The sequence below is a fragment of the Paraburkholderia sp. SIMBA_053 genome, assembly GCF_046534895.1.
Lineage (GTDB): Bacteria > Pseudomonadota > Gammaproteobacteria > Burkholderiales > Burkholderiaceae > Paraburkholderia > Paraburkholderia caledonica.
The window spans coordinates 1-238 of the sequence record NZ_JAWRXU010001622.1; the positions used below are offsets into that span (position 1 = coordinate 1).

Annotated in this window: 1 pseudogene; it reads right to left on the reverse strand. The window is 64.7% G+C overall.

Annotation, left to right across the window (positions count from 1 at the left end):
• Nucleotides 1-238, reverse strand: a pseudogene (ompR, locus tag SB753_RS41040) (two-component system response regulator OmpR); the annotation flags it as partial.

Below are 238 nucleotides of genomic sequence, written 5' to 3' on the forward strand. Positions count from 1 at the left end.
CGGAAGGCGAGGTTGTCGCGATGCACGAGGTCGTGAATCAGCACACGCGACAACACCTTGTACGGGTTGTTGACGAAGATCTTCAGTAGCGCGAACTCACTGTCGCGCAACGGCAGCTTCGTATCGGCGCGCGACAGCGAGCGTGTGGCGAAGTCCAGTTCGAACGGGCCGAACCTGTACGGCTTGCGGGCTTCCGGCGCGCTCGTGGTCGACGGCCCGCGGCGCCGCAGCACCGTGT